The 23,926-nt window shown below is 68.9% G+C and carries 24 protein-coding genes; 18 read left to right on the top strand and 6 right to left on the bottom strand.

The features are described from left to right. Positions 1-666: 666 nt before the first annotated feature. The 4 genes from ACT9TC_RS12405 (at position 667) to ACT9TC_RS12420 (ending at position 6,706) form a co-directional block, all read left to right on the top strand. On the top strand, positions 667-1,272 hold the full coding sequence (locus ACT9TC_RS12405; RefSeq protein ID WP_458040789.1) for a GNAT family N-acetyltransferase: 606 nt from the start codon (positions 667-669) through the stop codon (positions 1,270-1,272). 131 nt (positions 1,273-1,403) lie between these two features. Next, a complete protein-coding gene (locus tag ACT9TC_RS12410) occupies positions 1,404-1,679 on the top strand; it encodes a helix-turn-helix domain-containing protein (protein WP_458040790.1) in 276 nt (91 codons plus the stop codon). After that, positions 1,676-2,923 (top strand): type II toxin-antitoxin system HipA family toxin, encoded by a 1,248-nt coding sequence (locus tag ACT9TC_RS12415; protein ID WP_458040791.1) that lies wholly within the window; start codon positions 1,676-1,678, stop codon positions 2,921-2,923. Before ACT9TC_RS12410 ends, ACT9TC_RS12415 begins: the two co-directional genes overlap by 4 nt. 417 nt (positions 2,924-3,340) lie before the next feature. After that, positions 3,341-6,706: a DEAD/DEAH box helicase gene (locus tag ACT9TC_RS12420; protein WP_458040792.1), complete on the top strand. Its 3,366-nt coding sequence runs from the start codon at positions 3,341-3,343 to the stop codon at positions 6,704-6,706. 124 nt (positions 6,707-6,830) lie between these two features. Here ACT9TC_RS12420 and ACT9TC_RS12425 read toward each other — a convergent pair whose 3' ends face one another. Together ACT9TC_RS12425 and ACT9TC_RS12430 are read right to left on the bottom strand one after the other, a co-directional pair. Further along, positions 6,831-7,415 (bottom strand): nitroreductase family protein, encoded by a 585-nt coding sequence (locus ACT9TC_RS12425; RefSeq protein WP_458040793.1) that lies wholly within the window; start codon positions 7,413-7,415, stop codon positions 6,831-6,833. A 104-nt stretch (positions 7,416-7,519) separates the two neighbouring features. After that, entirely contained in the window at positions 7,520-8,104 is a 585-nt protein-coding gene (locus ACT9TC_RS12430; protein WP_458040794.1) for an arsenate reductase/protein-tyrosine-phosphatase family protein, read from the bottom strand. Positions 8,105-8,133: 29 nt separating this feature from the next. Here ACT9TC_RS12430 and ACT9TC_RS12435 point away from each other — a divergent pair, with 29 nt between their 5' ends. From ACT9TC_RS12435 to glmM, 4 genes are all read left to right on the top strand, one after another. Continuing rightward, entirely contained in the window at positions 8,134-8,949 is an 816-nt protein-coding gene (locus tag ACT9TC_RS12435) for a CPBP family intramembrane glutamic endopeptidase (protein WP_458040795.1), read from the top strand. 198 nt (positions 8,950-9,147) lie between these two features. After that, on the top strand, positions 9,148-9,594 hold the full coding sequence (rplM, locus tag ACT9TC_RS12440; RefSeq protein ID WP_458040796.1) for a 50S ribosomal protein L13: 447 nt from the start codon (positions 9,148-9,150) through the stop codon (positions 9,592-9,594). Positions 9,595-9,624: 30 nt separating this feature from the next. After that, positions 9,625-10,128: a 30S ribosomal protein S9 gene (gene rpsI, locus ACT9TC_RS12445; protein ID WP_458040797.1), complete on the top strand. Its 504-nt coding sequence runs from the start codon at positions 9,625-9,627 to the stop codon at positions 10,126-10,128. Between the two features lie 18 nt (positions 10,129-10,146). Next, positions 10,147-11,505 (top strand): phosphoglucosamine mutase, encoded by a 1,359-nt coding sequence (gene glmM, locus ACT9TC_RS12450; protein WP_458040798.1) that lies wholly within the window; start codon positions 10,147-10,149, stop codon positions 11,503-11,505. An 11-nt stretch (positions 11,506-11,516) separates the two neighbouring features. Here the strand turns inward: glmM and ACT9TC_RS12455 are convergent, their stop codons facing one another. Together ACT9TC_RS12455 and ACT9TC_RS12460 are read right to left on the bottom strand one after the other, a co-directional pair. Next, entirely contained in the window at positions 11,517-12,797 is a 1,281-nt protein-coding gene (locus tag ACT9TC_RS12455; protein ID WP_458040799.1) for a hypothetical protein, read from the bottom strand. A 107-nt stretch (positions 12,798-12,904) separates the two neighbouring features. Continuing rightward, on the bottom strand, positions 12,905-13,837 hold the full coding sequence (locus ACT9TC_RS12460; RefSeq protein ID WP_458040800.1) for a Ppx/GppA phosphatase family protein: 933 nt from the start codon (positions 13,835-13,837) through the stop codon (positions 12,905-12,907). An 80-nt stretch (positions 13,838-13,917) separates the two neighbouring features. Between ACT9TC_RS12460 and coaA the strand changes: the two genes are divergently transcribed. The 5 genes from coaA (at position 13,918) to tsaE (ending at position 19,011) form a co-directional block, all read left to right on the top strand. Beyond that, positions 13,918-14,868 carry a type I pantothenate kinase gene (gene coaA, locus ACT9TC_RS12465; RefSeq protein ID WP_458040801.1) on the top strand — a complete coding sequence of 317 codons (951 nt, stop codon included), beginning with the start codon at positions 13,918-13,920 and terminating at the stop codon, positions 14,866-14,868. 56 nt (positions 14,869-14,924) lie between these two features. Then, entirely contained in the window at positions 14,925-16,775 is a 1,851-nt protein-coding gene (glmS, locus tag ACT9TC_RS12470) for a glutamine--fructose-6-phosphate transaminase (isomerizing) (RefSeq protein ID WP_458040802.1), read from the top strand. Positions 16,776-16,929: 154 nt separating this feature from the next. Beyond that, complete coding sequence (locus ACT9TC_RS12475) at positions 16,930-17,343, top strand: holo-ACP synthase (RefSeq protein WP_458040803.1); 414 nt, start codon at positions 16,930-16,932, stop codon at positions 17,341-17,343. Further along, positions 17,340-18,464, top strand: a complete 1,125-nt coding sequence (gene alr, locus ACT9TC_RS12480) for an alanine racemase (protein WP_458040804.1) — start codon at positions 17,340-17,342, stop codon at positions 18,462-18,464. The genes ACT9TC_RS12475 and alr overlap by 4 nt, the downstream gene beginning before the upstream one ends. A 10-nt stretch (positions 18,465-18,474) precedes the next feature. After that, the gene (gene tsaE / locus ACT9TC_RS12485) at positions 18,475-19,011 is read left to right on the top strand and encodes a tRNA (adenosine(37)-N6)-threonylcarbamoyltransferase complex ATPase subunit type 1 TsaE (protein ID WP_458040805.1); all 537 of its coding nucleotides are present in this window, start codon (positions 18,475-18,477) and stop codon (positions 19,009-19,011) included. Positions 19,012-19,076: 65 nt separating this feature from the next. Here the strand turns inward: tsaE and ACT9TC_RS12490 are convergent, their stop codons facing one another. After that, positions 19,077-19,520 carry a hypothetical protein gene (locus tag ACT9TC_RS12490; RefSeq protein WP_458040806.1) on the bottom strand — a complete coding sequence of 148 codons (444 nt, stop codon included), beginning with the start codon at positions 19,518-19,520 and terminating at the stop codon, positions 19,077-19,079. On the opposite strand from ACT9TC_RS12490, the gene tsaB reads away from it, so the two are divergent. From tsaB to ACT9TC_RS12510, 4 genes are read left to right on the top strand one after another with little or no spacing between them, the layout of a single operon-like run. Next, positions 19,507-20,172, top strand: coding sequence for a tRNA (adenosine(37)-N6)-threonylcarbamoyltransferase complex dimerization subunit type 1 TsaB (tsaB, locus tag ACT9TC_RS12495; RefSeq protein WP_458040807.1), 666 nt, complete (start codon positions 19,507-19,509; stop codon positions 20,170-20,172). The two genes, ACT9TC_RS12490 and tsaB, sit on opposite strands and share 14 nt — an antisense overlap. After that, on the top strand, positions 20,169-20,702 hold the full coding sequence (gene rimI, locus ACT9TC_RS12500; protein WP_458040808.1) for a ribosomal protein S18-alanine N-acetyltransferase: 534 nt from the start codon (positions 20,169-20,171) through the stop codon (positions 20,700-20,702). The genes tsaB and rimI overlap by 4 nt, the downstream gene beginning before the upstream one ends. Further along, entirely contained in the window at positions 20,699-21,835 is a 1,137-nt protein-coding gene (tsaD, locus tag ACT9TC_RS12505) for a tRNA (adenosine(37)-N6)-threonylcarbamoyltransferase complex transferase subunit TsaD (protein ID WP_458040809.1), read from the top strand. Before rimI ends, tsaD begins: the two co-directional genes overlap by 4 nt. Beyond that, positions 21,832-22,263, top strand: a complete 432-nt coding sequence (locus tag ACT9TC_RS12510) for a hypothetical protein (protein WP_458040810.1) — start codon at positions 21,832-21,834, stop codon at positions 22,261-22,263. The genes tsaD and ACT9TC_RS12510 overlap by 4 nt, the downstream gene beginning before the upstream one ends. Before the next feature lie 83 nt (positions 22,264-22,346). Here the strand turns inward: ACT9TC_RS12510 and ACT9TC_RS12515 are convergent, their stop codons facing one another. Next, on the bottom strand, positions 22,347-22,679 hold the full coding sequence (locus ACT9TC_RS12515; RefSeq protein ID WP_458040811.1) for a hypothetical protein: 333 nt from the start codon (positions 22,677-22,679) through the stop codon (positions 22,347-22,349). A 70-nt stretch (positions 22,680-22,749) separates the two neighbouring features. Here ACT9TC_RS12515 and ACT9TC_RS12520 point away from each other — a divergent pair, with 70 nt between their 5' ends. Then, positions 22,750-23,889 (top strand): IS630 family transposase, encoded by a 1,140-nt coding sequence (locus ACT9TC_RS12520; RefSeq protein ID WP_458040812.1) that lies wholly within the window; start codon positions 22,750-22,752, stop codon positions 23,887-23,889. Positions 23,890-23,926: the final 37 nt, after the last annotated feature.

Raw genomic sequence — 23,926 nt, forward strand, 5'->3', positions numbered from 1 at the left:
GCCGTCGAGCGGCTTGTCGCGAGTGACCTCGTTCAGTGGGTTGGGGGAGGGGCTTGCGGGCGTGCTTCGTTCTTTACGTGCTTTTTGGGTTAGGGCGTGTGTTGCTCGCGTTGCGCGCGCGACAGGGGATCACTCCGCCTGGCCCGTGGCCTATCCTGCGACACGGGTTGCGGCTGGCCGGGGTGCGGCACGGTGGACGGGTGCGCTGGCGTGGTCTGAAGCGCCGCGGTCGACGGCGTTCGCCCATACCCAGGCGCGGTGCTCCTGTCCGCCGACCTCGAACTCGATGCCGACGGCCTTCTGCGTCCACCGCACCGCTTTGGCTCGGACCCTGCATCGCGCGGGCGCCGAACCGCACCCAGGCGAGCACCTCGAGCGGCTGGGGGGGTCGTCAGTGGATAGACGTCGAGGCGCAGCTCTTTCGCGGTGAGCGACTGGAGTGGCTGCCCGGCGGTAGCGGACTGCATGATGCGCTCGTCCATGCGTCGATCCAGTTGCGCCGCATAGCGATTGTTCGTTCCGATGGTCGACGCCCCTTCCCCTTATCCGGCGCCGGCCACGCCAGAGGACGATGCTATGGGGAGGCGGGGACATCCGTCGTGACTTGGTGGTGGGCGACGTGCCGCGATGGCCGGGCGAGGCATCCGTCGGCATTAGCGTTGATGCATGCTGTTCGCGGATGCCCCGACCCTGAAAAACGAGTTCGTCGAGCTGCGGCAGCTGAGCCTCGTCGACCACGACGCGCTTGTCGATGCCATGCGCGTCGCGGACCTGTGGCGCACCTGGTACACGCGCATCCCGTCGCCCGAGGGGATGGCGGACGAGATCTCGCGCAGGCTCGAGGCGCAGGCGGCCGGCACCATGGCGCCCTGGACGATCGTCGATGCCCGGTCGCAGCGTGTGGTCGGCATGACGACCTACATGGGGTTGGATCCGGCGAACCGGCGCCTCGAGATCGGGTCGACATGGGTGTCGCGAGCCGTGCAGGGCACGAAGGTGAACCCGGCGGCGAAGCTGTTGCTGCTGTCGCGGGCGTTCGAAGACCTCGACTGCATCGCCGTGGAGTTTCGCACCCACTGGCACAACCAGCAGTCGCGGGCGGCTCTTGCGAAGATCGGCGCCAAGCAGGACGGGGTGCTGCGCAATCACTCGATCTGGGATCGCGGCGATGGTGCCACGACCGTGCGCGACACGGTCGTGTTCTCGATCATCAACGGCGAGTGGCCGACCGTGAAGTACGGGCTCGAGCAGCGGCTGAGCGGGCGCGGGTAGCGCTGCCGGCCCGCGGCGTCCGTCGGGACCGCCGTGGACGTGCTTAATGATTGATATCGCGGCGCTTAAATTCTAGAATGGTCGAGAACTCGATCATTGGAAGTGTCATGCCCCGTAGCACACCCCCCGCCGTGACGCGTGCCGCTGAGACGATCGGTGAGCAGCTCGGCGTGTGGCGACGTCTTCTTTCGCTCACAGCCGAGCAAACGGCCGAGCGCGCGGGAATCGCGCGCTCGACGCTGGGCAAGATCGAGTCGGGGCACGGGGACGTGTCGTTCACGTCGATCCTCAAGGTCGCGCGGGCGCTGGGGGTGCTCGATGCGCTGGTCTTGGCCACCGATCCCTACGAAACCGATCTGGGGCGGGCGCGGGCCGATCAGACGCTTCCACGCAGGGTGCGCTCGTGACGGTTCACGTCGCCGTGCAGGTCGATTCGCATACGATCACGGCGGGGCGCCTCCATTCCATCGTGCGGCGAGGCCGAGTCGCGTCAACCTTCTCGTACGAGCCCGAGTATCTGGCCGATCCACGCGCGTACGCTCTCGAGCCCGCGCTCACGCTTCTGGGAGGTACTCAACCGACCCCAGGTGCACTGCCGCGGTGCCTGCAGGATGCTGCCCCCGATCGGTGGGGACGGAACCTCATCGCAAAACGCCATCGTGCGAAGGCGGCAGCGGACGGACGCGTGGCCGCGGCACTCGATGGTCGTGACTACCTCTTGGGCGTCAGCGACGAGACGAGGCAAGGTGCGCTCAGAGTGTCGGCCTCTGCGGGCGGTCCGTATCTGGCAGCCGGCACCGAGGTGCCGAAGCTCGTCAGCCTGCCCCGACTGCTTCGCGCAGCAGACGCGGTGGCGGCCGGCGATGATGATCTGGGTGCCGTGAAAGCACTCCTCGACGCGGGAACAGGGTCGCTCGGCGGCGCTCGGCCGAAAGCATCCGTCCGCGATGGTGACCGATTGATGATCGCCAAGTTTCCGCATCCTGCCGATGAGTGGGACGTGATGGCCTGGGAGAAAGTGGCGCTGGACCTTGCCGAGAGTGCAGGAATAGCCGTGCCACGATCGTCCCTCGTCGACGTGGGTGGGCGGTCGGTGCTGTTGGTCGAGCGCTTCGATCGCGCGGCCGGAGGCAGGGTCGGCTACATCAGCGTGATGACGCTGCTCGAGTCCGACGACGGCGATGCGCGCGATTACCTCGACATCGCTGACGAACTGCCGGTGCACAGCTCCCGGGCGACGGCTGATCTGCGCGAGCTGTTCCGACGCGTCGCCTTCAATATTGCCGTGCACAACACCGACGATCACCTGCGCAATCACGGGCTGCTGCGGGAAGGGCCCGGATGGCGCCTCTCGCCCGCATTCGACGTCAACCCGAACCCCGAGCCCGCTGCGATCAGGGTCACGATGGTCGGGGGAGCATCCGGACCTGCAGATGAAGCGCGTGCTCTGATGCGCGCATGTGAGATGTTCGGCCTTGATCGAGGGGACGCCGCGGCAATCGTGCGCGAAGTAGTCGATGCCGTGCGGGGCTGGCGCTCGTGCGCCGTCTCAACGGGCATTCGTGGGGCCGAGGTCGAGCAATTCAGTGACGTGTTCGGCGCCGGGCTCGCTGCGTTGGAGAGCGCGGTCGTTGACCCACTCGATCGGTGAATCAGGCGGCGGCGTCGGGTCGGAGCGGGCGGGTCGCCGACATCCCTGTTCGTCGGCCAGAGTTGTCGGGACAGTGGTAAATGCACTACGTTCTGCAACGATTCTGCAACGCGGTCCAACATCAGGTGATCAGCCAGCGCGACCCTCATGGTGGGATCCGCACCGCTCGTGGCGACCCGCCGCCGGGTCGCGGCTGCGAAGGCGCGCCGGGCGCATGGCGACCGCGTGATGGACGGTGTGGGCATGGGCGCTGCTGATGCCTGCGTTGGCGTGGGCGTTGGCCAGCTGCCATCATCACCGAGGATGTCGTCGAGATAGACGTTGACGTCACCGACAGCCGGCGTGGCCGGGTCGATCATGAGGCGGGTTCGTCTCACCGTGTCGGGTCGTGTCGGAGGTAGCTGCGACGATGGATGTATGGACTACTGGGAGAGCGTCGCCGACGCGCTCGCGCCGCAGCACGTCGATCATGCGCGACGGCTGGTTGGTGCGGGACGAGTCACTCTGATCGACCTCGACGAGGGCTCAACGCGCACCTCCGCGGACGCCGTCGTGCGAGACCTGACCCCGCAGGGCGAACAGGTGTACGTCGTCTCGTTTCTCGTCGAGTTGATCGCGGGATCTATGAGCGCATACTGCAGCTGCGAGCGAGGCCCGCAGTGCGCGCACGTCTGCGCGGCGCTCCTGTCGGTGTCGGACGCTGACGGCGCGGAATCTGACACGGCGACGATGGGGGCGGCTGCGGGTGGACCGCGCGCCTTCGGGCCCGCGGCATCCCGAAGCGTTGATCCCGCCCCGAAATGGCAGCGCACACTCGACAAGCTGCTGCCCAGCGGTGACTCGCAGGCGACCGTCGAGCTGTGCCTGTTCTTCGCCGTGGACGACGGTTCTGGTGGGCGGCGACGCAGGGGACGCTCGCGGAAGGGGCCCGCGCTCGCGGTACGCCCGGGTATGCGAGGGGCGCGCGGCGCCTGGATCAAGGGGCAAACCCGCTGGGGTCGACTCGACGACCTCGAGGCCGACCCCGAAGCGCTCGCCCTGCTGCGCGAACTCGATGCGCTCGACACCCTCGGCGGCGATGACGCGTACTACGGCTGGGGGTACGGCTACGCCGCCGAGAACGAATGGATGCGGCTCGATCAGCTGCCCTCGCGCACGGTGTGGTCGCTGCTCGCAGATCTGCAGAAGGTCGGCGTGGCACTGGTGTCGGCCGGCAAGCGGCAGCACCCTGTGCGCCTCGACGGCGAGCCGCTCTCGGCCCGCGTCGCGCTCGCCGAACGACGCAAGCGCCTCTCGGTCGGAGCCGAGCTCGTCTCAGGGGGCGAGTCGTGGCACCCCGATGGCACGGTGCTGTTCGTCGGCGAACCGGCCGTTGCCCTGGCACACGTGAGCAATGCCGGCACACCCGATGAGCGCGTGGTGATGCATCCGCTCTCTGCTCCCATCGCGGCACCCGTGCGCGATCTGCTCGTGCTGCGAAACCCGGTGTCGATCGATAGCGCGGGGCGCGAACGATTCGAGGCCGATTACCTGCCCCGCCTGCAGTCACTCGCGCCCGTCGTGTCGCCCGACGACTCGTACGCCGTGCCGATACCGCCCGAAGCGGTGCTCGAGTTGAGCATCGAACACGGCGCTCAGCAGGTGCACCTGACGTGGCTGTGGGATCGGGCGGGCGGTGTGATCCGCCCCGACCCTGATCGAGAGGCGGCAATCGTCGAGAGCATTCGCGCCGCGGCCGGGGCTCACGCGTCGGCGCTCTTTCGGGAGGTCGGTACCGCGTCTGCGGGGGCGGATGCTGCGGGTGCTGTGTCTGCGGGAGCGGATGCTGCGGCGGGCTCTGGTGCTGTCGGGCACAGCAACGCTGCACCGCCCGATCAGACGCTCCGCGCGAGTGCGGCGGTGCTGTTCGTCGCCGAGGTGCTCCCCGCGTTGCGCGATCTCGATGGGCTCCGCGTCGTCGAGAACACCGCGGCGCCCACCTTTCGTGCGGCGTCGTCAGCGCCGGATGTCGCGGTCTCGGCCGAGCCGGGTGCCAATGACTGGTTCGACCTCACCGTGCGCGTCACGATCGAGGGCGAAGACGTCGATTTTGCGACGCTCTTTCGGGCGTTGAACGACGACGAGCCGATCCTCGTGCTGCCGAGCGGCACCTACTTTCCCCTCGACACCCCCGAGCTGCAGCGGTTGCGCGCTCTGATCGCCGAGGCGAGCGCGCTCTCCGATCGCCCCGCCGACCGCCCGGCCGTGAGCCGCTACCAGGCCGACCTGTGGGAAGAACTCGTCGAACTGGGGGTCGTCGCGCGCCAAGAGATCGAGTGGTGGATGAAGGTACGCGGTCTCTCGGACCACGACCAGCTCGAACAGATCGAGCCTCCCGCGAGCCTGCGTGCCGAACTCCGCGACTACCAGCGTGCCGGATTCTCGTGGCTGCACTTCCTCCGAACGCACGGGCTCGGCGGGGTGCTCGCCGACGACATGGGGCTCGGCAAGACGCTCCAGACGATCGCGATGATCGAGAAAGCGCGGGTCGACGGCGAGGTAGCCGCGCCGTTCTTGATCGTTGCGCCCACGAGCGTCGTCGGCAACTGGGTCGCCGAATGTGCTCGATTCGCGCCCGATCTGACCGTGCGATCCATCAGCGCGATGGGCAAGCGCCGGGGTACGGCTTTGGCTGACGAGATCGCCGGGGCGCACGTCGTCGTCACGAGCTACGCGCTGTTTCGCCTCGAGTTCGACGCCTACAAAGACATCGCGTGGTCGGGACTCATCCTCGACGAAGCGCAGCAGATCAAGAATCCGTCGTCGCAGGGGTACCGCTGCGCGCGCCTGCTCGACGCGCCCTTCACTCTCGTCATCACCGGCACTCCGCTCGAGAACAACCTGCTCGAACTCTGGGCGCTGACATCCCTCGCCTGCCCCGGCCTGCTCGGCGGTCGGCGCAGCTTCACCGACTACTACCGCACACCCATCGAGCGAGAGCACGACACCGAGCGCCTGCGCACACTGCAACGCCGGTTGCGACCGTTCTTGCTGCGCCGCACGAAAGACCTCGTCGCGGCGGAGCTTCCCCCCAAACAAGAGCAAGAACTCGTGCTCGACCTGCACCCCGCGCATCAGCGCCTCTACGACCGGCGCCTGCACCGCGAACGCCAGAAGGTGCTGGGTCTTGTCGACGACGTCGCGGCGAACCGGTTTCAGATTTTCCGCTCGCTCACCCTGCTCCGCCAGCTCGCGCTCGCGCCCGACCTGGTCGAAGAAGGCGATGCCCCCTCGGTCAAGATCGACGCGCTCGTCGACCTACTGGTCGAAGCATCCGCCGAGGGGCACCGGGCGCTCGTCCTCAGCCAGTTCACGCGCTTTCTCACCCGCGCCCGCGACGCTGCCGACCGGGCGGGCATCAGATCGCAGTACCTCGATGGCTCGACCACCGACCGCCCCGCCGTCATCGACAAGTTTCGTACCGGCGACGATCCCGCGTTCTTCGTCTCGCTCAAGGCCGGCGGCGTCGGCCTCAACCTGGTCGAGGCCGACTACGTGATCCTGCTCGACCCGTGGTGGAACCCCGCCGTCGAGGCACAGGCCATCGACCGTGCGCACCGCATCGGCCAGACGCGCCCCGTGATCGTCTACCGGCTCGTGGCGCGGGGCACGATCGAAGAGAAAGTCATGGCGCTGAAGAAGAACAAGGCACAACTGTTCGCGCGCGTGCTCGACGCCGATGGCGAGGGCGGCGCGGGCTCGGCCCGGCTCAGCGCCGACGACATCCGGAGTCTTGTGGAGTAGCCGCGGGCGCGCGATGCACCGAAGCGCACGATGCGTAGGGCCGAACGATGCGCCGAACCGCGTGATGCGCCAACAACAGCAGGTGCACCGCCGTCGGTGCTGTGGAGCTTGCGGGCGCTCCGGCCTAAAGGCCTCCGATGACCAGCTCGTCGACCGAGTGACGCGTGCGGGGAGCGGTCTCACGCTCGCGCAACTCGTCGTCGACCTCATCGATGTTGCCGAGAGTCCCGATCGACATCACGGTCATCGGTACGAAGCGCGACTCGAGTCCAAACGCCTCGGCCACCGCGGCGGGGTCGAATCCGCCCATCTGATGAGTGTGCAGCCCGCCCGCGTGGGCCTGCACCGTGAAGTGCGCCGCGGCCTGACCGAGATCGTACGGGGCCATGCGCAGTGGCTTGCCGTCTTCGGTCTCGGTCTCGGCGACGAAGACGATGAGAGCGGATGCCGTGGCCGTCCAGTCCTGATTGAATCCGCGGAGCGCGGCGTGCACGACATCGAATGCCGAGCTGCCGCGCCGAGCGACGATGAACCGCCACGGCTGCGTGTTGTTCGCCGACGGGGTCCAGCGGGCCGCCTCGAGGCCGCTCCGCAGCGCGGCCTCGTCGAGGGGGGCGTTCGCGTCGTACACGCGGGTGCTGAAGCGCTCGGTCAGCACATCGAGAATGGGGGCGTCCGTGGTGGCGGGGTTCGCGTGCGTGGTGATCATGGTGGCTCCCGATATGTGGCGAAAACGTGTACTGCTCAGCGCACAGGAACCAACGCACCACCTCGGCTATTCCCCGCCCGAGTGTTTCGCCGACGAGGAGGGCGTTACCCGAGCGCGATGCGCAGCACGCGAACGACCTCGTCGACCGCCGGCACAAGCTGCGATGCCGTGAGCTCGTAGGTCTTCCACGACCGGCGATACGGATCGATCACGTCGTCATCCGCGGCATCCGCGGGCAAATCCACGAGTCCGCGCTGGGACGCCACATGCGCCACCGCGAGCTTCAGCGCCTCGCGCTCATCCGCCGCCCCGGCCACAGCCGCGCCCACATCTGCGGTGCTCACACAACTCGCGAGCCGCGCGAATTCGCGAAGCGTGAACGTCGAACGCAGCAGGCGAGGCGACAGATCGACGATCGCGCGCCGATGCTCACGCGACATCGCGAAGATCAGATCGGGGCCGGCGAGCAGCCCCTCGGTCAACTGGCGAGAGCGGTGAGCCGAAGCATCCGTCGCCCGATTCGCCTCGGCCAGGCGCACCGCCTCGGGTGTCATACCCGACCCGACCATCGCGCGCGTGCCCGCGCTGCCGACGCTCACCGCCAGTGGCGCCAGGCGTTCGCGCAGCAGCACCTCGGCAAGCGGAGAACGGCAAATGTTGCCCGTGCACACCGTCAGCAGCTCGACCATGACGTAGTGCCTCCCGGTAACGTAGCTGCGTGTCCCACGAGCCTAGCGACGCGACCCCCGCCCGCATGACCACGGGGGTCGCCGTGAGCGACGACGCACCACAGACGCGCAGTCAGCGGCGATCCACGGGCTCTCGCCGGCGCTCGTGGGTCGAAGGCGGCTCGAGCGTCCGCCGCTGGGGCTACGACCTGCTCGGCTGGACGATACTGCTGCTCGGGGCGGGAATAGTGGCCTCGACCGCCCTCCGCACCCTCCTTCCGGGCGAGACCGGTGCCCTGCTCTCGGCCCTCGCGCTCTGGGCGGGGATGGCCGTGCCGATCGTGCTCGCCTTCAGCCGCTCGAGGCCCCGCATGCTCCTGCGGTTTCGCTGGGTCGACGTGCTCTACGGCGTCGTGCTCGGCGGTGCCCTGCGGATCGTGCAGGGGTGGCTCGATGTGGCAGCGGGGGCGAGTGGCGCCTTCCCGTCGTACCCGACGGTCAACGGGACGCTGACCCCCGACTGGTGGTTCACCGAAGCTCTCACGCCGGTGCTCATCGGACCGACGGTCGAAGAGTTCTTCTTCCGCGGTGTGCTGCTGGTCACGATCTATACGGTCGTGCGCCGTGCGTTCGGGAAGGGCTTCGCCGTGTTCATCGCCCTGGTCGTCACGACGGGCGTGTTCGTCCTGGCGCACGGGATCTCGGGCCCCATGGGGTGGGATGACGCCGTGGTCTTCACCCTCGTCGGTCTCGTCACGGGGCTGCTCGTGCTGCTCACCGGGCGGATCTGGGGCGCCCTGCTGGTGCACATCGTGTTCAACGGCACCTACGTGCTGCTCGCGCTGACCGGGACTCTGCTGGCGTAGGCATTCCGAGTCCGTAGCCGCGCGTTTGGCCTCGGCCGACGCCTGCGCTAAGCTGATCCCTTGGTGCCTGTGCCCTGCTGGCCCGGCACCACGAACGTGAGCCCTCCACTGGCTCGTTGCCCAGACAGCCGTCTGGAGACAACAACCCCGGAGCGGGATTCACGAACATCTCCGTTCGAACAAGAAAGCAGCACTACTGTGACGCGCACGTACACCCCCAAGGCTGGCGAGATCCAGCGCGAGTGGCTCATCATCGACGCGACCGACGTCGTTCTCGGCCGCCTCGCGAGCCACGCTGCAGCGCTTCTGCGCGGCAAGCACAAGCCCACCTTCGCCAACCACATGGACACCGGCGACTTCGTGATCATCGTCAACGCCGACAAGGTCGCGCTGACGGGTCAGAAGCTCGAGAAGAAGAAGGCCTACCGCCACTCCGGCTACCCGGGTGGCCTCAAGTCCGTCACCTACGGCGAGCTCATGGACAAGAACCCCGAGCGTGCCGTCGAAAAGGCGATCCGCGGGATGCTTCCCAAGAACAGCATCGGACGCGCCCAGCTGACCAAGCTCAAGGTCTACCGGGGTGCCGAGCACCCCCACGCTGCCCAGCAGCCCAAGACGTACACCCTCGACCAGGTCGCCCAGTAAGCGCCGCACTCACTTTCAAAGGACATACTCGTGGCGAACATCTCCGACTCCACTTCCTCGACTGACGAGGCCCCCCAGAGCTACTCGACCGAGACGCCCGCTGACCAGACGGCAGCAGCCGTCGCAGCAGAGCGTCCCGTCCTGACCGTTCCCGGCGCAGCCGTGGGCCGTCGCAAGCAGGCCATCGCCCGCGTGCGCATCGTCCCCGGCTCGGGCACGATCACGGTCAACGGTCGCGCGTTCGAGGACTACTTCCCGAACAAGCTGCACCAGCAGCTCGTCACCGACCCGTTCACGGTGCTGAACCTCACCGACGCCTACGACGTCATCGCCCGCATCTCGGGTGGTGGACCTTCGGGTCAGGCCGGTGCACTGCGCCTCGGCATCGCCCGTTCGCTGAACGGCATCGACGAAGAGAACAACCGCGCCACGCTGAAGAAGGCCGGATTCCTCTCGCGCGACGCTCGCGTCAAGGAGCGCAAGAAGGCCGGACTCAAGAAGGCCCGTAAGGCGCCTCAGTACTCGAAGCGCTAACCAGCGGTCAGCGCTCCGATGCCGCTCTTTGGCACGGACGGCGTTCGGGGTCTCGCAAACGGGACCCTGACCGCCGACCTTGCACTTTCGCTTGCCCAGGCGACAGCAGTCGTGCTCGGTCAAGGTCGCACCGCCGAAGCGCGGCGTGCGCAGGGACGTCGCCTGACGGCCGTCGTCGCGCGCGACCCGCGCGTCTCGGGGGAGTTCCTGACGGCTGCGGTCGCCGCGGGGCTCGCCTCGTCGGGCGTGGACGTGCTCGAGGCCGGTGTTCTGCCGACCCCGGCGCTCGCCTTCCTCGTCGCCGACCGCGATGCCGACTTCGGCGTGATGGTGTCGGCCTCGCACAACCCGGCCCCCGATAACGGCATCAAGATCTTCGCCCGCGGCGGAGTGAAGCTGCCCGACGAGGTCGAGGCGCGCATCGAGGCCGCAATGTCGGGCCCGAAGCTCCAGCCCACGGGTGCGGCTGTGGGGCGCATCGCGCGATTCTCGGATGCCGAAGACCGCTACGTGATGCACCTGCTCGCGTCGCTGCCCCAGCGACTCGAGGGCGTCAAAGTCGTGCTCGACTGTGCGCATGGCGCAGCATCCGGGGTCTCGCCCGAAACCTTCCGCGACGCGGGTGCCGAACTCGTTGTGATCGGCGCCGACCCCGACGGCATGAACATCAACGACGGTGTCGGGTCGACCTACCTGGATGTGCTGGCCGCGGCGGTTATCGAGCACGGTGCGGATGTCGGGATTGCTCACGACGGCGACGCCGATCGTTGCCTTGCGGTGGACGCATCGGGTCAGGTCATCGACGGCGACCGCATCATGGCTATCCTCGCCGCATCGCTGCACGAGCGCGGACGCCTGCGCGATGACACGCTCGTTGCGACAGTGATGAGCAACCTGGGGCTGCATCGCGCTATGTCGGAGCGAGGCATCCGCGTGCTCCAGACCGCCGTCGGCGACCGCTACGTGCTCGAAGAGATGAGCCGCGGCGGCTATTCGCTGGGCGGGGAACAGTCCGGGCACCTGATCATGAGCGACTACGCCACGACGGGCGACGGGCTGCTGACAGGCCTGCACCTCGTGGCCGAAATGGCGCGCACGGGCAAGACCCTCGCCGAACTGGCCTCGATCATGACGGTGTTCCCGCAGGTGCTCATCAATGTCCGGGATGTCGATCGTTCGCGGGCCAACACCGACCCCGACGTTGTCGCTGCCGTGGTCGCCGCGTCCGCTTCTCTCGGGGATTCCGGACGCGTGCTGCTGCGTCCCTCCGGCACCGAGCCGCTGGTGCGCGTGATGGTCGAAGCGGCCGACGAAGAGACGGCTCGACGGCACGCCGACGAACTCGCGGACGTCGTTCGTTCGGCCCTGGCGCTTTAGCTGCTCGTTCGCTAGGCCGTCGCGCCGACGGACGGCGTGAACATGATCAGGCTGCACCCGCCCTCGGCCGGCATCTCGGCTTCGAGCCTGCCGCCGATTGCACTCACCTGACGCCGTAGGTTATCGAGGCCCGGGGGCTCATCCATGCCGGCGCTGCCGGCGCCGTCGTTCGTGATCGAGACGCGCAGCATTCCTGCCACCACCCCGATCGTGATATCGATGCGTTGTGCATGACAAAACTCCAGCGCATTCAAAACACTCTCGATGATGGTCTGCAACACGACGGCGCGTCGGTCGATCGTGAGTGAACCTGTGCCGGTGGCGGCCAGAACCTGGGCCGAATCGCTGACCCTCAGACGCACCGCGATGGGATTCGGCACCGTCGCGATGAAAGCGCGCACGGCCGGGATCAGCCCGTGTTCCAGCGCCTCGGGATAGCTGAACAGCGCCAACCCCCTCTGCCCGGCGATCCCCAGCTCCACCAACTCGTGCTGCACCGCCTGCAGGCGAAGTTTCGTGAGGCCCTCCGCGTCGGCGGTGATCTCGGCGATCTCGCGGAGTACGTGAGTGGAACGTTTGTCCATCACCGTGTGTGTTTCGGAGGCGAGCTTGTAACGACCCCGTGCCTGCGTTCGCAACATCTGGACGAGTGCCTGAGAACTCTGCGCCGCGGGGAGATGGGATGTGCGTTCCGCACGCCGGATGCGCTGCTGCGAACGCGTCACGAACACCGCGAAGGCGATGATCAGACTGATCATGACGCCCGCAACCGCGGCGTCGGCGAGCGCGGGCATCACGTCGTTCTGCGAGTACACGCCGATTGCGATCTGCATCACCGCGCGGAGTGCCGCAACCCCCACCCCGGCGGTGAGGACGAGGGCAGCAGCGGGAAGGGCGCGACGCGCCTCGATGCGTAGCTGGCTGACGATGATGAGGGTCGAGATCACCGTCAGCAGGTTGATGAAGATGCGTCGACCGAGATCCCACCCGAATGGCACGGGCTCGCCGACCGCTGTATCGCCGATTCCGAGCACGATCACGGCCTGCGCTGTTGCCGCGAGGGCGACAGCTCCACCGAGCACCCCGACGGTGATGATCATCGTGCGCATGTCCGCGAGACGGTCGGCCGTGGTCAGTGCCTTGTCGCGTTGCGCCTGCGTGACGGCGATCGGGATAGAGGCGGTCTCGGGTGCAGTCGAGGCTTCGTTCGCGTGGCTCTCGAAGGCTGGGCCTCGCGGGGTAACGGGAGCGCGGCCGGACGTGGAGGGGGCGCGGCGTTCGTCGGTCGACACGTGGTACCTCCGAAATTGCTGGCGGGAATGGCGTTCCCCCCGCCGAGGCCGATACTAGCGCCCCTCGGACCGATATCCCGCATGCCGCACGGGATTGCGTTTTTCGGTTAGCCCCAGGTCAGCGACTCGATATACCTCAGCAGGACCCCCTCGCGGAGGGCCCACGGGCTCACCTCGAGTTCGTCGACGCGCAGCGCCGTCATCGCCTCGTGCAACACGACCGCGCCCGCGACGATCTGCATCGTGCGGTCGGCGGTGATGCCGGGCAACTCCTGGCGCGCGCTCGCGGGCAATCGGGCGAGCCGCGGAATCCATGAAGCGAGGGCGGCGCGGGGCAGAACCATCCGGTCGATTCCCGACCAGCCCGGCATCGGATACCCCGCCAGCTTCGCGAGCGACCGGATGGCCTTCGACGACCCGACGACGTGGTCCGGCTTCGGGAGTGCACGGAATTCGCGGGCGACGGGCGCGAGCACGTCGGCGGCATGTGCTCGCAGACGATCGACCGCGGCCTCGCCGGGCGGATCGTCGGGGAGGAACCCCAACGTCATCCGTCCGGCACCCAGCGGAACGGATGCCGCGCGCTCGGGCAGCTCGTCGGACCCCGATGCCAGTTCGAGCGAACCCCCGCCGATGTCGAAGAGCAGGATGCGTCCGGCAGACCAACCGAACCACCGGCGGACCGCGAGAAAGGTGAACCGCGCCTCGGTCTCGCCACCGAGCACCTGGAGGGGCTGGCCCAGCGCCGCCTCGATCCGTTCGATGACCTCGGCGCCGTTCGTCGCCTCGCGCACGGCCGAGGTGGCGGTCGCGAGCAACTCGTCGACGGCCTCCGCGGCCGCATGATCGCGTGCCTCGGACACCGCGCTCTCGAGTGCTCGGATGCCGTCTTCGGTGATCGATCCGTCCGGCGCGAGGTAGCGCATCAGCCGCAGCACGGTGCGGTGGCTCGTCGTGCCGAGCGGCCGTCCCCCGGGTCTCGCATCGGCGACCAACAGGTGGACGGTGTTCGAGCCGATGTCGAGGACTCCCAGGCGCACCGGTGAAGCGTAGCGCGGCCGGGCATGCGGCCCCGACCCGTCCCGCGCGGTGGCGTGACACTGCGCGATAGCATCGAACGGTGCCCGCCGACGAGACCACGACCACGTCACTGCTGACGCCCTACCGTGAAATCGAACGCGCCGAGTGGGCGCGGGCGGCGGCCGGGATGGCTCAACCGCTGTCCGAAAAAGAGATCGTCCAGCTGCGCGGACTCGGTGACCGCCTCGATGTCGATGAAGTGCGCGACGTCTATCTGCCCCTCAGTCGGCTGCTGAGCCTGTACGCCAACGCGACGAAGCGCCTCGGCGTCGACACGAGCGGATTCCTCGGCGAACCCGACACGACGACGCCCTTCGTCGTCGCGGTCGCGGGTTCGGTCGCGGTCGGCAAGTCGACCATCGCGCGCCTGCTGCGTGAACTGATGAGCCGCTGGCCGGGCACCCCGCGCGTCGAGCTGGTGACGACCGACGGCTTCCTGTTCCCCAACGCCGAACTGGAACGCCGGGGCCTCATGAGCCGCAAGGGCTTCCCCGAGTCGTACGACCGCCGCGCCCTGGTCCGGTTCCTGACGGAGGTCAAGAGCGGCGCATCCGAGGTCCGCGCGCCCTTCTACTCGCACATGCGTTACGACATCGTGCCCGACGCGAGCGTCGTCGTGCGGCGGCCCGACGTCGTCATCGTCGAGGGTCTCAACGTCCTGCAGCCCCCGGCGCTGCCCAACGACGTCGCTGTCAGTGAGCTCTTCGACTTCGCCGTGTATGTCGATGCCGACCCCGAGCACATCGCCCAGTGGTTCGTCGAGCGATTCCTCGCGCTTCGGCGGGGGGCGTTCGCGAACCCGACGTCGTACTTCAACGTGTTCGCGCACCTGAGCGACGAAGAGGCGGTCGAGACGGCCATGAAGTTCTGGAACGAGATCAACATGCCGAACCTCGTCGAGAACGTCATGCCCACACGCCACCGGGCGACCCTCATCTTGCAGAAGGGGCCGGAACACGCGGTTGAACGCGTGTTCCTCCGCAAGCTGTAGGCGTTCAGGCCGGGGGCTCACCTGTCACGCAGCCGCGCCGACTTAGGATGTCCCTCATGTGTGGAATCGTCGGATACGTCGGCCCGAGGCCGAGCCAGGCCATCCTTCTCGCCGGTCTCGCGCGGCTCGAATACCGCGGATACGACTCCGCCGGCATCGCCGTGATCGACGGTACGGGGGAGCTCGGGATGCGCAAGCGTGCGGGCAAGCTGAGCATCCTGAGCGAGAACCTCGCAGCCGACCCGCTCCCCGCCGGCACGACCGGCATCGGACACACGCGCTGGGCGACCCACGGTGGCCCGACCGACGTCAATGCGCACCCGCACCTCGCCGACGACGACCGCCTCGCGGTCATCCACAACGGCATCATCGAGAACTTCTCCGAGCTGAAGGTCGAGCTGCTCGCCGAGGGCTACGAATTCCAGAGCGAGACCGACACCGAGGTCGCGGCCGTTCTGCTCGGGCGCGAATATCGCAAGAGTGAAGACCTCGCGACGGCCTTCCGCAACACCGTCAGCCGTCTCGACGGCGCATTCACGCTGCTCGCCGTGCACGAGGATCACCCCGACCTGGTCGTCGGCGCGCGCCGCAACTCGCCCCTGGTCATCGGGCTCGGCGACGGCGAGAACTTCCTGGGGTCGGACGTCGCCGCTTTCGTCGAGCACACGCGTCACGCGCTCGCGATCGGACAGGACCAGATCGTCGAGATCCGACCCGGTGGGGTGACAGTGACCGACTTCTTCGGTTCGACCGTCGATGTCGAGCCGTTCGAAGTGATGTGGGATGCTTCGGCCGCCGAGAAGGGCGGATGGTCGTCGTTCATGGCCAAAGAGGTCTCGGAAGAGCCCGAAGCCGTCGCGAAGACCCTGCTGGGTCGGACACGCGACGGTCAGGTCGTCATCCCGGAACTCGATGGACTGGACGACCTCTTCGCCGGCATCTCGCGCATCGTCGTGATCGCCTGCGGCACGGCCGCCTACGCCGGCCTCGTCGGCAAATATGCCCTGGAGCAGTGGGCACGCATCCCTGTCGACGTCGAACTCGCTCACGAATTCCGCTACCGCGACCCCGTGATCGATGCCTCGACGCTCGTCGTCTCGATCAGCCAGTCCGGCGAGACCATGGACACGCTCATGGCCGTCAAGTACGCCCGCGAGCGGGGCGCCAAGACGCTGTCGATCTGCAACACGCAGGGTGCGACCATCCCGCGCGAATCCGATGCGATCGTCTACACCCACGCCGGACCCGAGGTTGCCGTCGCATCCACCAAGGCCTTCGTCGCTCAGATCACAGCCCTGTACCTGCTGGCGCTTCACATCGGGCGCGTGCGCGGGGCGCTCGGCGCCACCGAGGCGGCGCAGCAGGTGCTCGAGCTGGAGGCCGTGCCGCACAAGATCTCGCAGATCCTCGAGCGCGAGCAGCCCCGCATCGAGCAGCTCGCGCACTGGATGGCCGACACGCGGTCGGTGCTTTTCCTCGGCCGTCACGTCGGGTACCCGATCGCACTGGAGGGTGCGCTGAAGCTCAAGGAGCTCGCGTACATCCACGCCGAGGGTTTCGCGGCCGGTGAACTCAAGCACGGGCCGATCGCGTTGATCGAGCCCGGACAGCCGGTGTTCGTGATCGTCCCGTCGCCGCGCGAGTCGGCGCTGCTGCACGCCAAGGTGGTCTCGAACATCCAAGAGATCCGGGCGCGCGGCGCTCGGGTGATCGCGATCGCCGAAGAGGGGGATGCCGCCGTGCTGCCCTTCGCCGACGAGGTGCTGCGCATCCCGCTCGCGTCGCCCCTGTTCGAGCCGCTGCTGGCGGTCGTGCCGCTGCACATCTTCGCGATGGGCCTCGCGACGGCGAAGGGCCTGGACGTCGATCAGCCGCGCAACCTCGCCAAGTCCGTCACGGTCGAATAGCACCTCGGTGCGTCGGGTCCTCGTGCCGGAACCGCTCGCCTGGCAGTAGTTGCGGTGCGCCGCGCGCTGAAAGCCCAACTACTGCCAGGCGAGCGGATCCCCCCGGGGCGCGGTGGCGCAGATAGGGTGGCGAGGTGAAGTTCGGAGCGCGCGCGTGATCGTCGGGATCGGCGTGGACATCGTCGACATCCCCCGGTTCGAGCGCACGCTTGAGCGCACGCCGCGGCTGCTCGAGCGTCTGTTCTCACCCGCAGAACGGATGCTGCGGCCCCGGTCTCTTGCGGCGCGCTACGCCGCGAAAGAGGCGCTGATCAAGGCCCTCGGCGGTTCGGATGGGGTGCACTGGACCGAGATCGAGGTCACCCCCGAGGCATCCGGACGTCCCTGGTTCACCCTCGTCGGCTCGACCGCAGATGTCGTTGCCGCGCGGGGGATCACGGCGATCCATCTGTCCATGTCGCACGACGCCGGGCTTGCGACGGCGTACGTCGTTGCAGAGTCGGATGTCCCGGCATCCGCCGTCGCCGCCGCAGCACAGCCCGCATCCACTCTCGAGGAGACCTCGTGACCCAGCTTCCCGCCGGCATCATGCGCGAGGCCCTGATCGATGTCGGCGCGATCACCGCGAACACGCGCCACATGCGGCGACTGACGGGCGTGGAGGTCATCGCCGTCGTCAAGGCCGATGGGTACGGTCACGGAGCCGCGCGCGCGGCGGTCGCGGCCCTGGAGGGCGGTGCGACTCGGCTCGGGGTCGCCGACGTCTCGGAGGCGCTCGCGTTGCGCCGCACCGGCGTGATGGCCCCGATCGTCGCCTGGCTGCATGCGCCGGGAGCCTCGTTCTCGGAGGCCGCGTCGGTCGGGATCGAACTCGGCATCTCGAGCTTCGACCAGCTGCTGCAGGCCGCGGCCGCGGCATCCGTCGATCGCCCCGTCGGCGTGCACCTGAAGCTCGAGACGGGCCTGTCGCGCAACGGCATCGCACCGGGGGACTGGAACGTCGTGTTCGCCGAGGCCGCGCGCCTCGAGCGCATCGGCAAGCTGCGCGTCGTCGGGCTGTTCAGCCACCTCTCGAACGCGAGTCGCGAAGACGATCTCGCCGCGCTCGCCGCGTTCGAGGCCGGGGTCGTCGCGGCCGCGGGCCTCGGTGTGAACTCGCCGTTGCGGCACATCGCCGCAACCCACGCGGCGATCGATCTGCCCGAGGCGCGCCTGAACTGCGTGCGCATCGGCATCGGGCTCTACGGCCTGTCGCCCTTCGCCGGGCGGTCATCGGCCGAGCTCGGTCTGCGTCCCGCCATGACGCTTCGCGGAGCGGTTGCGGCGGTGCGCCGGGTGCCCGCCGGGCAGGGCGTTTCGTACGGCTACGACTACCGCACGGACGGGCCCACCACCCTCGCGCTCGTGCCGCTCGGGTATGCGGACGGCGTGCCGCGCGCGGCATCCGGTCGCGGGCCCGTGACGATCGGCGGGAAGCGGCTGCGCGTCGCGGGTCGTATCGCGATGGACCAGTTCGTCGTCGATGCGGGCGACACCCCGGTCGCGGTGGGGGACGAGGTCGTGCTGTTCGGGGATCCGACGCTCGGCGTGCCCGCGGCGGACGAGTGGGCGGATGCCTCGGGCACCATCAATTACGAGATCGTCACGCGGATCGGGCCACGGGTGCCGCGCCGGCAGGTGTCGTCGTGAGCGAGGGGTCATGACTGTTTCGGACGATCTGCTCGGCCGCCACGACATCGTGAGCGCGGACGATATGGAGCAACTCGGACGTCGGCTCGGTGCCGGACTCGTCGCGGGGGACCTGCTCGTGTTGACGGGTCCGCTCGGCGCGGGCAAGACGACCCTGTCGCGCGGAATCGCGGAGGGTCTGGGCGTGCGGGGGCCGATCCAGAGCCCGACGTTCGTGATCGCGCGGACGCATCCGTCCCTCATTGACGGCCCGCCGCTCGTTCACGCCGACGCCTATCGCCTCGGCTCGGCGCTCGAGCTCGACGACCTCGACATCGACGCCGAGGGCTCGGTCGTCGTCGTGGAGTGGGGCCGTGGGATGGCCGAGGGCTTGCGCGAGGTGTGGTGGGAACTCGAGATCGAGCGGCCCGTCGGCGGGCGCGGTGGACACGTTGCGGAAGAGGGCAGCACGATGTGCGGTGATCTGTCCCGTTCGACCGAGGCGCTGGACGAGCTGGGGCTAGAGGACGACGCCCCGCGTGTGGTGACGATCTCGCGCCACCCGTAGCGCCGCATCCGCGCGGCTCGCCGCGTGACGCGCGGACATCTGCCCGTATTCGGGCTGCTGGGGCGTCAGATTCTCGTTGGGGCGCGGAACCCCACGCCCCAACGAGAATCTGACGCCCCGACACGGCCGGGCACCGCCCCGACACGGCCGGGCACCGCCCCGACACGGCCGGGCACCGCCCCGACACGGCCGGGCACCGCCCCGACACGGCCGGGCACCGCCCCGACACGGCCGGGCACCGCCCCGACACGGCCGGGCACCGCCCCGACACGGCCGGGCACCGCCCCGACACGGCCGGGCACCGCCCCGACACGGCCGGGCACCGCCCCGACACGGCCGGGCACCGCCCCGACACGGCCGGGCACCGCCCCGCGACGGCCGGGCACCGCCCCGACACGGCCGGGCACCGCCCCGACACGGCCGGGCACCGCCCCGCGACGGCCGGGCACCGCCCCGACACCGCCCGTGCCCGCCGCCGCGACTACCCTGGAGGGCGTGATCCTCGCCATCGACACCTCCCTCGGCTCAGCCGTCGCGGTCGTCGACCTCAACGGGATCACGCGGGGCGAAGCCTCGAGCCCCAACGCCCTCGGCCACGCCGAGATCATTGGCACGCTGATCGAGGGTGCGCTGACCGAGGCATCCGTCGTCCCGCGTGACATCACGCACGTCGCCGCGGGCATGGGTCCGGGACCCTTCACCGGCCTGCGCATCGGTATCGCCGCAGCGCGTACCTTCGCGTTGGCGCGCGCCGTGCCGGTCGTCGCGGTCGCGAGCCACGACGCCGCGGCGCTCTCCGAGTTCGAGGCGGATGCATCCGGTCCCCTCGCGATCGTCACCGACGCGCGCCGCCGCGAGTTCGCCTACACGGTGTACGCGGGCCTGGCCGAGGGTCTCCCGGTCCGCACCACCGAACCCGCGCTCGCCCCGCGTGACGACCTCGACGCGCGCCTGTTCTCGCTCGGCCTGCCCGCGAACCCCATCCGGCGCGTCGATGTCACATCCATCTCCGCGGGAGCACTCGGGCGTCTCGCGGGACGGATGCTCGCTGCCGGCATCACTGCCGCCACGACCCCCGACGCCGGCGCATCCGCTCCGCCCCTCTATCTGCGATCGCCCGATGTGACCCTCGGTCACGCACCCAAGCGGGTGGGCGTATGACGCTCCGGACGGCGACCCCCAACGACCTCGACGCGATCATGGCGCTCGAGCGCGCCTCGTTTCCCACCGACGCGTGGTCGGGCGCGATGATGCGTGAAGAGCTCGCCTCCCGCCACGGCCGCTATGTCGTGCTCGAAGAGGCCGGACGTCTGATCGGCTACGGCGGCGTCCGCGCGGTGCAGGGCGGGACGGATGCCGACATCCAGACCATCGCGCTCGTCGAAGACGCCCGGGGCCGAGGGCGGGGGCGCGGGCTGCTGCGCTCGCTGCTGACCGCAGCGGGGGAGCGCGGGGCGCTCGCGGTGTTCCTCGAGGTGCGGGCCGATAACCCCGTGGCGCAGGCGCTGTACGTGTCGGAGGGGTTCGTCGAGATCGCCCGCCGCCCGAACTACTACCAACCCGACGGGGTCGACGCGATCGTGATGCGGCTGGACCTGCGCGGGTGGCTCGCGGCGCGCGCCGAAGCGGCTGAGCCCGCCGTGCCCGCCGCCGTGACCGCCACCGCCGCCGAGGCGGGAGCCTGCACATGAGTGACGCGCCCGTGCACACCACCGAGCCCCTCGTGCTCGGCATCGAGACCAGCTGCGACGAGACCGGCATCGGCATCGTCCGGGGCCGAACCCTCCTCAGCAACACCATCGCGAGCAGCATGGACGAGCACGCCCGCTTCGGCGGGGTCGTGCCCGAGGTCGCCGCGCGGGCGCATCTCGAGGCACTCGGCCCCGCGATCCAGGCCGCCGTCGCGGAAGCGGGCATCCGGCTCGACGACCTGGACGCCGTCGCGGTCACGAGCGGCCCGGGGCTCGCGGGAGCACTCATGGTCGGTGTCGGCGCCGCGAAGGCACTCGCGATCGCCCTCGACAAGCCCCTCTACGCCGTCAACCACCTCGTCGGACACATCGCGGCGGACCTGCTCGATCCGAATGCGCCGCCGCTCGAATACCCGACCGTCGCCCTGCTCGTCTCGGGCGGGCACACGTCGCTCCTGCTCGTGCGCGACCTGACGAGCGACGTCGAGCTTCTCGGCGAGACGATCGACGACGCCGCGGGTGAGGCCTTCGACAAGGTCGCTCGTCTGCTCGGGCTGCCCTATCCGGGCGGACCGGAAATCGATCGCGCCGCCGCATCCGGAGATCCGCGTGCCATCGCCTTCCCGCGCGGACTCTCGCGCGCCTCGGACCGCGCAAAGCACCGCTACGACTTCTCGTTCTCGGGGCTCAAGACCGCCGTCGCACGCTGGACGGAGCAGCGCGAGGCCGCGGGCGAGGACGTGCCGATCGCGGACGTCGCCGCGTCCTTCCGCGAGGCCGTCATCGACGTGCTCGTCACCAAGGCCCTCGACGCCTGTGCGCAGTATGGCGTGCCCCGCCTGCTGCTCGGGGGAGGCGTGATCGCCAATCGCCGCCTGCGCGAGGTTGCGCTGGCCCGCGGCGAGGAGGCGGGCGTGGCCGTCCGAATCCCCCCGCTCTCACTCTGCACCGACAACGGTGCGATGATCGCCGCGCTCGCCGCCGAGCTGATCGCGTCGGGCCGCACGCCCTCGACGCTCGAGTTCGGCGCCGACTCGACCCTGCCCGTCACGCAGATCCAGGTCGCCGCGGGCGAGACGTCGCTCGAGGCCGTATCGGAAGAGGTCGTTTCGGAAGAAGGGGTGCGCGCATGAACGACGAGTCGACGGATGCCGTGGCCCCCGCGCCCACCCGACGCTCCATGCAGGCGTCCCGGCACGTACCCCCACCGCTGCCGCCGACCGCGCCGGTCGCAGTGACGGTCCCCGTGGCGCCCGGCGCCTCGGCCGCCCCCGAGCCCAAGCCCGAGCAGGAGCTCGCGTGGGCACCGCCCGCCCCGCACCGCCCGTCTGCCCTCGCCGGATGGGCGCTCGCGGTCGCGATCATCGGCCTCATCGTCTCGTTCGTCGTCGGTTGGGGATTCCCCGTCGGCATCATCGCGATCATCGCGGCGATCGCGGCCCTGCGTCGCCCGGGCGCCAAACGTCAGGCTGCGGCATGGGCCCTGGCCCTGGGCATCCTGTCGGTCCTCTACAGCGCGCTCTGGATCGCTGTCGCGCTGAACAGCGGGCCGCTCTTCTGACGTACCGCTCGTTGAGCGAGCCGCAGGCGAGTCGAAACGCCGAAACGATCGCTAGTGGTGGTGTTCGTTAGTTCGTCGGGGGGTCAGGTCCAGGCGGTGGGGTCGCCGAGGTAGAGTCCGCAGGCTGTGTCGAGCGCGTCTTCGGGGGTGCCAGCTTGCCAGCCGCCGGGAAGGAACGCTTGCTGGTAGTCGTCGTGGCTGGCGCGGTAGATCGCGAAGCCCCACTGGCTGGCGTATCCGACGTAGCGGAGTCGGCACAGACGCAGTTGCTCGCCGTGATCGTCGGTGCCTTCGATGTATGCGAACTGGCCGCGGTAGGTGACGGAAACGTTGGTCAGTTGCGGCCATCGTGCCCGGGCGTGAGCGTTGAGGCGCTGCGAGAGAGAAGACCTCGTGGATGCGGGGATGGCTGCCATGTCACCATGATCGCGGACCGGGTCCGCGTGTCGCCACAAGATCCCCGCGTGACCCTGTTAACCCCTGATCATGCATGCGATCAGTGCCCATGTGATCGAACTGTCCGACGCGGAACGAGCCGAACTGTCCCGCCGGGCGCGACGGGTGCGAGCGGAGGTCCGCGAGGCGCAGCGCGCCCGGATCATCCTCGCCGCTGCGCGGGGGACACCGAATCAGCAGATTGCCGACCGGCTCGGCGTGCACGTGGACACGGTTCGCAAGTGGCGCTCACGATTCGCGCACCGCGGTCTGGGCGGGCTGGGCGACCTGCCGCGCGCCGGGCGACCTCCCGTGTTCGCTGTCACTGCAGTCGCGGAAGTCAAGGCGCTGGCCTGCCAGCTGCCCGCCGAGACCGGGGTTCCTCTCTCGCGGTGGTCTCACGCTGAGCTTGCCTCCGAGGCAGCGGCTCGCGGGATCGTGTCTGCCGTGTCAGCGTCCACGGTCCGCCGCTGGTTGGATGCGGACGCGATCAAGCCCTGGCAACACCGGTCCTGGATCTTCCCCCGTGATGAAAACTTCGCGTTCAAGGCCGGCCGGGTGCTCGACCTCTACAGCCGAGTCTGGGACGGCGAACCGCTCGGCGCCGACGACTACGTCATCAGCGCCGATGAGAAGTCCCAGTTGCAGGCCTTGCACCGCCGCCACCCGGGCCTGCCCCCGGCACCAGACAGGCTGCGGCGAGTCGAGTTCGAATATCGTCGCGGCGGCACCCTCGCCTATCTCGCCGCCTACGACGTGCACCACGCGAAAGTGATCGGCCGGTGCGCTCCGACCACCGGTATCACGCCATTCACCGAACTCGTTGAGCAGGTGATGACGACCGAACCCTACGCGTCGGCCCGCCGAGTTTTCTGGGTCGTCGATAATGGCTCCTCCCACAACGGGAACGCCTCCATCCAACGAATGAAAGACGCCTTCCCCAATGCGACGCTCGTGCACCTGCCGGTGCACGCGTCCTGGCTGAACCAGGTCGAGATCTACTTCTCCATCGTGCAGCGCAAGGTCGTCAAACCTCAAGACTTCGAGAACCTGACCGTCCTCGAACAACGCCTCCTCACATTCCAGGAACGCTACAACGCCACCGCGACCCCGTTCGACTGGCGATTCGGACGCACCGCCCTACACGACCTCCTCGAACGCATCAACCGACACGAACACGCAACAGCATGACCCCCGACGAACTAACGGAGACACCCACTAGATGAGT

The sequence above is a fragment of the Microbacterium sp. HM-570 genome, from assembly GCF_054165885.1.